Here is a 6985-nt window from a genome sequence, read left to right as displayed (position 1 = left end):
CACCGCCCCGGTGTCCGCGGCCGAGGTCAGGCGCCCCGCCGCTGTCCGAGGCGTCTGATGCCGCGGCGGCTCCCCTCTGCCCTGCCGACTGCTGCGGCGGCACGGCAGACCCCGGAGCCGCCCGGCCACGCCACCACCCCACACCGAATCGGACCCATACGCAGTGAACCGCAAGATCCGGGAGGCGGCCCATGGCTGCTGAGCTGATGGGCATCAACGTCGCGCAAGGCGGCGCCGTAGCGCTGCTCGCCGTCGTCGTGCTGATGGTCCTCACCGGCCGTCTGATACCCCGCAGAACCTACGACGACATGAAGGAGGAAAGGGACAGCTGGCGCACCGCTCACGTCGAGTCCGAGGTCGCCCGCACAGAAGAACGCGACCAGAACCGGCAGCTGCTTGAGCTCGCGCACACCGCCGGCCACGTCCTCGACTCCCTTCCGAAGCGAGGGGAGGTGCAGCCGAGTGATCCGATGGACGAGGCTTCGATGCCTTAGGCGTCGAGGGCGCCCCACCCCGGGCCAGCGGGCAGCGCAACATGCAGTGGAGCGCGCGAAGGCCGCCCGAATCGAGGCCGAGGAGCGCCGCCCCGAGGTCGATGAGGCCACCAGCAAACTGCGTGAGCTGAGGCGCCGCAACCACTTCGCGGAGATGTTCCGCGCGGCGATCGAAGGGGGTGCGCACCGGTGAGCACCGCCGAGTGGATCAACACGGTGGTCAGCGGCGTCGTCCTCGTCTCCGCGGCCATCTTCGTCGCCACCTACCACCTGCTGGCTCCCTGGCGCAGTTCGGCGATGGGTCGGCATCTGATGCTGTTCGCCGGCGCGATCGGCGGCCTGGGCGCGTACACCGTGGCCATCGCCATCGTCGGGCAGGAAGGCCCCACAGCCGCCGTCCTCCGCATCGTGCGCTCTGTCCTCCTCCTGCTGATTGCCGGCCTCCTGGCGCAGCGCACGGTGATGGTGATCCGCGTGCAGCGCCACGATTCGAAGGGCAACTCTTCATGACCGTTGTGCGGGGCAAGCTCCTCGATCTGCCGGACCCGACGCGGGTGCAGGTCACCGCGGCGCTCGTCGACTTGGCGGGGGAGCGGGCCGTGGGCTACGTCGCCGACGAGCAGGGGGAGATCACGGGGCAGGACACCGTCAGCCCCGGTGAGGACGGGCTGTGGGAGCTGGACCTCACGCCGAACGCGCAGATCACCGCGGCTGCTGGCGACACGGCCTGGGCGATAACCGAGGGCCGGGCACTCGACGGCACCCCGAACACGACGTACGTGGTGGTGCCGGAGTCCGACGAGCCGTGGTGGCTCGGCGACGTGCGGATCGCACTGTCGGGCGCGCCGTTGGGCACGGGGACGATCGTTTACGCGCCCGGACCTGAGGGCCCGCAGGGCGAGATCGGCCCGACGGGAGCCACGGGCCCCGCCGGGCCGGCTGGCGCCACAGGGGCACAGGGGCCGCAAGGCGAGCAGGGCCTGCAGGGCGAGCCGGGAGCAACAGGGGATGCCGGCCCCCAGGGCGATCCGGGCCCCGCGGGAGCAACCGGCCTGCAGGGGGCCACCGGCGCGACGGGTCCTGCCGGAGCGAAGGGCGACACCGGAGACACCGGTCCTGCAGGGCCAGCGGGAGCCACTGGCGCCCAGGGCCCCAAGGGCGACCAAGGCGACGTCGGCCCTGCAGGGCCCCAAGGAGCGACGGGCAGTGCGGGCGCTACTGGAGCAACTGGCGCCACAGGGCCGACGGGAGCAACCGGGCCTACCGGCGCGACGGGCCCGAAGGGCGACAAGGGCGACCCTGGCGACCCGGCCACACTGTGGCGCCGCCGCGACCTCCCGGACGCAGCACTGGCCGACAGCCTGTACACGGGCAGCGCTCCGACCATCAGCACTGCGCAGACGACGACGCCGACCACTGGCTACATCAAGTACGCGCCGCCGCTGGTTGCCCTGGCCGGCTCGGACGTGACCGGCCCGTACGCCTACGCGGGCGCGGGCAACTTCGCGATCGGCGCGTCCAGCCCCGACACCAACTACGTCCTCCCGACCAGCAAGTACCCGAACACCTACAGCAGCGGCCAAGGAATCTGGTCGGTGGAGTTCGGGACGGACGCCCAGGTCTTCCAGCTACGGTTCAAGTAGATCTCCAGCTCGACGATGTACCGGCTGTCGATCGATGGCCGGAAGGTCACCGACCTGATGCAGTCCAGCGGTGGGACGACGGCCGGCTCCGGGCACATGCTCACCGTCGACCTCGGCAGTGCGGCTCCGCGGCGAATCCGCCTGGACTTCGCCACGATGCCGTTCGGCGGGGTGTACCTGCCGCCGTCAGCGACGATGTGGCGGGTGCCGTTGCAGGGCGGCCGGCTGATGGTCCTGGGAGACAGCATCTCGGACGGGTCGGCGCAGAACACGGGCGCCGGGGCGGGCTCGTGGTTTGCTCGGGCGGCGAGGCTGCTGGGTGCGACGGACGCGTGGGAGCAGGGGAGGGGCGGCACTGGCTACATCACCCCCGGCTCGTATGCGACGTTCGGGGATCGTGTGGCCGCGGACGTGGTGGCATGGGCCCCGACGCGCCTGGTGATCTGGGGTGGGTACAACGACAACACGGGCAGCCAGAGCGCGATCGGCACTGCGGCGGCTTCGCTGTTCTCTGCGGTGAAGACGGGCCTGCCATCGTGCCAGGTGCTGGTGATTGGGTGTTGGGCGCCGACGGCGAGCCCGGCCGGGTCGATCACGAACACGGACACCACGATCCGTACGCAGGCGGCCAGCGCCGGGTTTCCGTTCGTGTCGCCGATCACCGGGTCGGTGTACGACGCGACGGGCGCGCTGATCACAACGCAGGGTGCGTGGATCACGTCGGGGAACGTGGCGGGGTACATCGGTGGGGATTCGGTGCATCCGACGGATGCGGGCCATGTGTATCTGTCGCGTCGGATTGTGGCTGCGTGGCGGGAGGTTCTGGCCCCGTGACCCGTGTCCTATAGTTTTGGGAAGTAAATAACAGGACTCAGCGCTTCCGCTTGTTTCACATCCTGACCTGCCGCTTCGCGGCCCGCACGCAACACGGAAGGCCCAACGCCTGCCTGGCACGGGGGCCTTCGTGATCTACCCTGTACGGCAGCGGCCCTCCCACTAGACCTGGGAGGGCCGCGCTATGTGGTCGGTGGAGTGTCCCGTGGTCAATCCCTAGACCAGTGGCGGACGATGAGTCCGCTGGCCACGGCTACCGCCCAGAACGCCAGGGTGGCGATGATGAAGCGGGTCCAGCTCAGGTCATCGGTTCCGTCGGTCAGGACGATCGCGGCGAACGTGCCCAATCCGAGGACGACGGGGGTCGCTGTAACCGCGATGCTGGGCTCTGAGCGCATGGCCGTGCTCCTCACTGCTCGTTGTGGTCGGCGGAGATGCCGCGCGGTGTGGTGTCGTCTGGCGCCTTCCCTGGGGCCGCCGGCAGCCAGCGGTCGGGCGGGCTGCCGGCGAGGAGGGTGATGTAGCTGGCCCATTCGTCGGGCAGGTAGACCGTGAGCCCTTGTCCGGCGACGTGCGCGACGTACGCCCAGGGCAGGCTGTCTACGGGGGTGATGGTGACGGTGCCGTCTCGGGTGATCCAGGGTTGACCTTCGGGGGCGCGGCCGATGCGGGAGGGTGTGGTGCTTCCGAGGGTCAGGTTGCCGAGGCCGCCGCGGTTGGCGTGGTCGATGCGGACGTATCCGCTGGTTCCGGGGTGGTTGGCGACGTCTTGGACGCGCATGTATTCGGGGCGCCACACCGGGGCGGGCTCTGAACGCGTACGGCGCCACAGGGGCATGGTCGGTGTCCTCATTGCTCGTGGTACTTGCGGATGTGGTTCCGGACGCTGGCCGGGGCGCCCATGTAGTCGCAGTGCTGGCACGTCGTCCAGACCTTGGCTTCGACGGCGGCGTGGCTGACGGAGTGCTGGGGGCCGTAGCCGTGGGCGTGGAGGAACTCGGGTACGGAGCCGCCGTATTTGAGGGCGATGAGGGCGGATTCGGCGGCCTTGTCGTGGCCGGCGGCGAAGAACTTTCCGAGGCCGACTTCTTTGCCGCAGCCGCACCAGCAGTTGCCGGTGGGGATGAGACGGGGCTTCTTGTCGCTCATGCACTGACCATACGGCAACCCTTAAGTGCAAGGCAAGGGTGCAATCCAAGGATTCGGATTGGCGTGAGAGTCGAGGTGGCGATCTGGCGCCAACACCCGGCGAGCTTAGGATCGCGCACAGCGAAGAAACGGCAGTGCGCCTCCGGTTAGCTGGCGGTGTCGGGGCATCACCTCGTAAGACCGGGGATACTCTCCTGATATCCCGACCGCCTCTTCTCGCCGAGGTTCTGATGCGACTGCCCTGGAAGCGACACCCAAAGGTGCCGGCCGCGCCGCGCCCGAACTACACCTCCATCGCGGTCATGGAGAACGACCTGTTCGGCATCCAGCCCAAGCCGGGCACCGCGGCCGCAGCTATCGTCGGGATGCGTCGTATCGGGGAGTGTCTGACGCATCAGCCACTCGGCATCGAGGGCGCGACCGCCACGGCCTCAGCGGAGAATTGCTCCTGACGAAGAATCGGAACCATCCTCCGTCTGGTGTGGTTGGGGCAGCATCGCGGTATCACCTCGGATAACCTCTCGTTATCCGAGGTGATCACTTCGAGCGAGGATCGAGCACGTGACCGACATCGAAGCCGCCCGCGCCGCCACCCTCGCGCCGGCCGACGAACGCACCACACTCCTCCAGCGCTGGGCCGCCCGCCACGGTGTCGATGTCGCCCATCGCCTTGCCGAGGCCGAGGATCTGGCCGACGCGGTGGACCAGGCCCTGACTCCAGAGAACACCGTCGACACCTACAAGAAGAGCTGGCGGGTATGGGAACGCTTCTGCGCGGCTACCGGTCTACCCGAACTTGAAGGTAGCCGCGGCGCGTTGGTCGCCTTCGTCGCATGGATGCTGCGCGAGGGACAGCGCAACGGCAAGGGCTACGCCTCCTCCTCGGCCGGCACCCACCTGGCCGCAGTGGTCGTCGGCCTCCGCGACCGCGAGGTCACCGTCAGCGGCGACGACCAGGCCGCAGCCCGTAAGGCGCTGGACGGCCTGACGGTGAAGCTCCTCAAGAGTGGTGAGCGTCGCGGTCGCGGCCAGGCCGTCGCTGCCGACACCGACGGCCTCTACGCCATTGCCAACGCCTGCGACGATACCCTCACCGGCCGCCGCGACCTCGCCCTGGTGCTCACCGGCTTCAACTACGCCTCCCGCGCCAGCGAACCGGCGGGGCTATTCAACAGTGACGTCACCGTCCATCCCCGCGGCCTCATCGTTTCCGTCCTCACCGGCAAGACCAAGCACTCGGTCCGTGAAGCCAAGATTCCTTACGCCGCCGACCCGGCAATCTGCCCGGTCCGGGCCTGGATCGCCTACCGCAAGCAGCTCGTCGACGAGCACGGCCAGCGCCACACCCGCCCAGACGACGCCGCGTTCCACTGGATCGACCCACACGGCAACCTCCGTTACAGCATCGATGACGACGGCAACGAGCGCTACGGGCTCGGCCCGGACGGCATCACGCGGGCCATCAAGCGCATCTCCGTGCGCGCGGGCGTTCCCATCCACTGGACCGGGCACTCCCTGCGGTCCGGCCTGGCCTCCACCGGTCGCCGCAAGGGCAAGGATGCCGTCGCCATCGCCGATCAGGGCGGGTGGGCCCGCCACTCGCGTTCCATGCTGGGCTATATGCGGCGCGACGACGGCTGGGAGGATAACGCCGCGGCAGGGCTGAGCTGAGACGGGCGGAGCAAAACGATGAGCGAGCAGAGTCCACCGGCGATCCGGCGGCTGGAGAGCGTGGTGGAGCGGGTGGCGCCGCGGGACCCGGACCGGTGGGAGGCGCGGCCGGCGTTGAAGCGTGGCCGGCTGGTGTCCCCTTCGCGGGCGCGGCAGTTGCGGGCGACGGTGCGGCAGCTGGCGTTGGCGGTGGGGCATGAGGGGATGCCGGAGGGCTGCGGCCGGTCGGTGAAGCGGCTGCTGGCCCCGGAGGCGGTGGACGTGTTCTTGGAGTTGGCGGCGGAGGGGGCGTTTCGGGATCCGGACAAGGCGGCGCTGCTGGGGAAGCCGTTGCCGTGGTCGACCAGGGCGATGCTGCGGGACTGCCTCGTCATCCTCGGCGAGGAGGCCGGGGTGCAGGTGGTGGCGCCGCGGGTGTACCGGGAGCGGCTGGACCTGGCGCCGGTGGCGGAGGCTGCGCAGCTGGAGGCGTTGTACGAGCGGCTGGTGTGGCTGTCGGGTGACGCCCCGGTGGATGCCCTGATGGCGCGGTCGTTGGCGTGTGCGGGGCTGGTGCTGGATTCGCGGATGCGGTCGGGGGATCTGGCGTCGCGCCGGGTGGAGCATGTGCACCTGGATGAGGGGGATCCGTGGGTGGAGGGGGTGTGGACTCCGCAGGGTTGGGGCCGGGCGCGTGAGGAGCCGGCGGTGTTGTCGCCGGGGACGGTGGCGGCTTTGGGGCGGTGGTTGCGGTTCCGTGACGAGCTGGTGGCCGGGTTGGAGGGGTCGGATCACGGCATGTTGTGGGTGACGGTGCAGAGGATGGGGCGCCTGGTTGGGGGTGTGGGCCAGACGTACGAGGCGGGCATGCCGTTGAGGGCGCAGGGCCTGCGGATGGGGTTCAGTGCGGGCATGGCGCGACTGAACGGGGTGTTGGCCTCGCGGTGGAAGGGGCCGGGCCCGTGGTCGCCGTTGCCGCTGCGGGTGGAGCAGTGGCGCCGCGGGGTGGAGTGGGCACAGGAGCAGGCGGCCGGACGGGGCTAGATGCGGTCGAGGACAGGCGCGTCGTCTTCGGTGAGGCGTCGCCAGAAGGTGCCTTCGGTCTTGTGGGCCGTGTTGGTGGCTTCTACCGGATCGGTGGTCTCCTGGATCAGCTGCCAGTCGTCCGGCTTTGGTGATGCGACGGTGGTGCCGTAGACCCGGTAGATGGCCACG

12 protein-coding genes are annotated in these 6985 nt (G+C 69.7%); 8 read left to right on the top strand and 4 right to left on the bottom strand.

Annotated features, from left to right (window positions below; translation table 11 throughout):
- Window positions 1-191 precede the first annotated feature (191 nt).
- Genes AB0411_RS34155 through AB0411_RS34135 form a run of 5 tightly spaced genes read left to right on the top strand, consistent with a single transcriptional unit; the run spans window position 192 to window position 2971 of the window.
- A complete protein-coding gene (locus AB0411_RS34155) occupies window positions 192-494 on the top strand; it encodes a hypothetical protein (protein ID WP_366421135.1) in 303 nt (100 codons plus the stop codon).
- A 46-nt stretch (window positions 495-540) separates the two neighbouring features.
- The gene (locus AB0411_RS34150; RefSeq protein WP_366421134.1) at window positions 541-687 is read left to right on the top strand and encodes a DUF7620 family protein; all 147 of its coding nucleotides are present in this window, start codon (window positions 541-543) and stop codon (window positions 685-687) included.
- Entirely contained in the window at window positions 684-1004 is a 321-nt protein-coding gene (locus AB0411_RS34145) for a putative phage holin (protein ID WP_366421133.1), read from the top strand. Before AB0411_RS34150 ends, AB0411_RS34145 begins: the two co-directional genes overlap by 4 nt.
- Window positions 1001-2137 carry a hypothetical protein gene (locus AB0411_RS34140; RefSeq protein ID WP_366421132.1) on the top strand — a complete coding sequence of 379 codons (1137 nt, stop codon included), beginning with the start codon at window positions 1001-1003 and terminating at the stop codon, window positions 2135-2137. Before AB0411_RS34145 ends, AB0411_RS34140 begins: the two co-directional genes overlap by 4 nt.
- A gap of 15 nt (window positions 2138-2152) precedes the next feature.
- Window positions 2153-2971, top strand: a complete 819-nt coding sequence (locus AB0411_RS34135; RefSeq protein ID WP_366421131.1) for an SGNH/GDSL hydrolase family protein — start codon at window positions 2153-2155, stop codon at window positions 2969-2971.
- 209 nt (window positions 2972-3180) lie between these two features.
- Here AB0411_RS34135 and AB0411_RS34130 read toward each other — a convergent pair whose 3' ends face one another.
- The 3 genes from AB0411_RS34130 to AB0411_RS34120 form a co-directional block, all read right to left on the bottom strand.
- Window positions 3181-3369, bottom strand: coding sequence for a hypothetical protein (locus AB0411_RS34130; protein WP_366421130.1), 189 nt, complete (start codon window positions 3367-3369; stop codon window positions 3181-3183).
- An 11-nt stretch (window positions 3370-3380) separates the two neighbouring features.
- Window positions 3381-3752 carry a hypothetical protein gene (locus AB0411_RS34125; protein WP_366421129.1) on the bottom strand — a complete coding sequence of 124 codons (372 nt, stop codon included), beginning with the start codon at window positions 3750-3752 and terminating at the stop codon, window positions 3381-3383.
- A gap of 68 nt (window positions 3753-3820) precedes the next feature.
- On the bottom strand, window positions 3821-4120 hold the full coding sequence (locus AB0411_RS34120; protein ID WP_366421128.1) for a hypothetical protein: 300 nt from the start codon (window positions 4118-4120) through the stop codon (window positions 3821-3823).
- Window positions 4121-4350: 230 nt separating this feature from the next.
- Between AB0411_RS34120 and AB0411_RS34115 the strand changes: the two genes are divergently transcribed.
- The 3 genes from AB0411_RS34115 (at window position 4351) to AB0411_RS34105 (ending at window position 6814) form a co-directional block, all read left to right on the top strand.
- Entirely contained in the window at window positions 4351-4572 is a 222-nt protein-coding gene (locus AB0411_RS34115; RefSeq protein ID WP_366421127.1) for a hypothetical protein, read from the top strand.
- 109 nt (window positions 4573-4681) lie between these two features.
- Window positions 4682-5791 (top strand): integrase, encoded by a 1110-nt coding sequence (locus tag AB0411_RS34110; RefSeq protein ID WP_366421126.1) that lies wholly within the window; start codon window positions 4682-4684, stop codon window positions 5789-5791.
- A gap of 18 nt (window positions 5792-5809) precedes the next feature.
- Window positions 5810-6814, top strand: coding sequence for a hypothetical protein (locus AB0411_RS34105; RefSeq protein ID WP_366421125.1), 1005 nt, complete (start codon window positions 5810-5812; stop codon window positions 6812-6814).
- Here the strand turns inward: AB0411_RS34105 and AB0411_RS34100 are convergent.
- On the bottom strand, window positions 6811-6984 hold the full coding sequence (locus AB0411_RS34100; RefSeq protein WP_366421124.1) for a hypothetical protein: 174 nt from the start codon (window positions 6982-6984) through the stop codon (window positions 6811-6813). The genes AB0411_RS34105 and AB0411_RS34100 overlap by 4 nt on opposite strands.
- Between the last annotated feature and the right edge of the window lies 1 nt (window position 6985).

Source organism: Streptomyces angustmyceticus (genome assembly GCF_040701845.1).
Lineage (GTDB): Bacteria > Actinomycetota > Actinomycetes > Streptomycetales > Streptomycetaceae > Streptomyces > Streptomyces angustmyceticus_A.
This window is presented reverse-complemented; position numbering and strand designations above follow the sequence as displayed.

What these genes read in the sequence shown, in the direction of transcription:
- AB0411_RS34155 (WP_366421135.1), top strand. Translation starts at nt 192, where the DNA reads ATGGCTGCTGAGCTGATGGGCATCAACGTCGCGCAAGGCGGCGCCGTA.
- AB0411_RS34140 (WP_366421132.1), top strand. Translation starts at nt 1,001, where the DNA reads ATGACCGTTGTGCGGGGCAAGCTCCTCGATCTGCCGGACCCGACGCGG.
- AB0411_RS34135 (WP_366421131.1), top strand. Translation starts at nt 2,153, where the DNA reads ATGTACCGGCTGTCGATCGATGGCCGGAAGGTCACCGACCTGATGCAG.
- AB0411_RS34130 (WP_366421130.1), bottom strand. Translation starts at nt 3,369, where the DNA reads ATGCGCTCAGAGCCCAGCATCGCGGTTACAGCGACCCCCGTCGTCCTC.
- AB0411_RS34125 (WP_366421129.1), bottom strand. Translation starts at nt 3,752, where the DNA reads ATGCGCGTCCAAGACGTCGCCAACCACCCCGGAACCAGCGGATACGTC.
- AB0411_RS34120 (WP_366421128.1), bottom strand. Translation starts at nt 4,120, where the DNA reads ATGAGCGACAAGAAGCCCCGTCTCATCCCCACCGGCAACTGCTGGTGC.
- AB0411_RS34115 (WP_366421127.1), top strand. Translation starts at nt 4,351, where the DNA reads ATGCGACTGCCCTGGAAGCGACACCCAAAGGTGCCGGCCGCGCCGCGC.
- AB0411_RS34105 (WP_366421125.1), top strand. Translation starts at nt 5,810, where the DNA reads ATGAGCGAGCAGAGTCCACCGGCGATCCGGCGGCTGGAGAGCGTGGTG.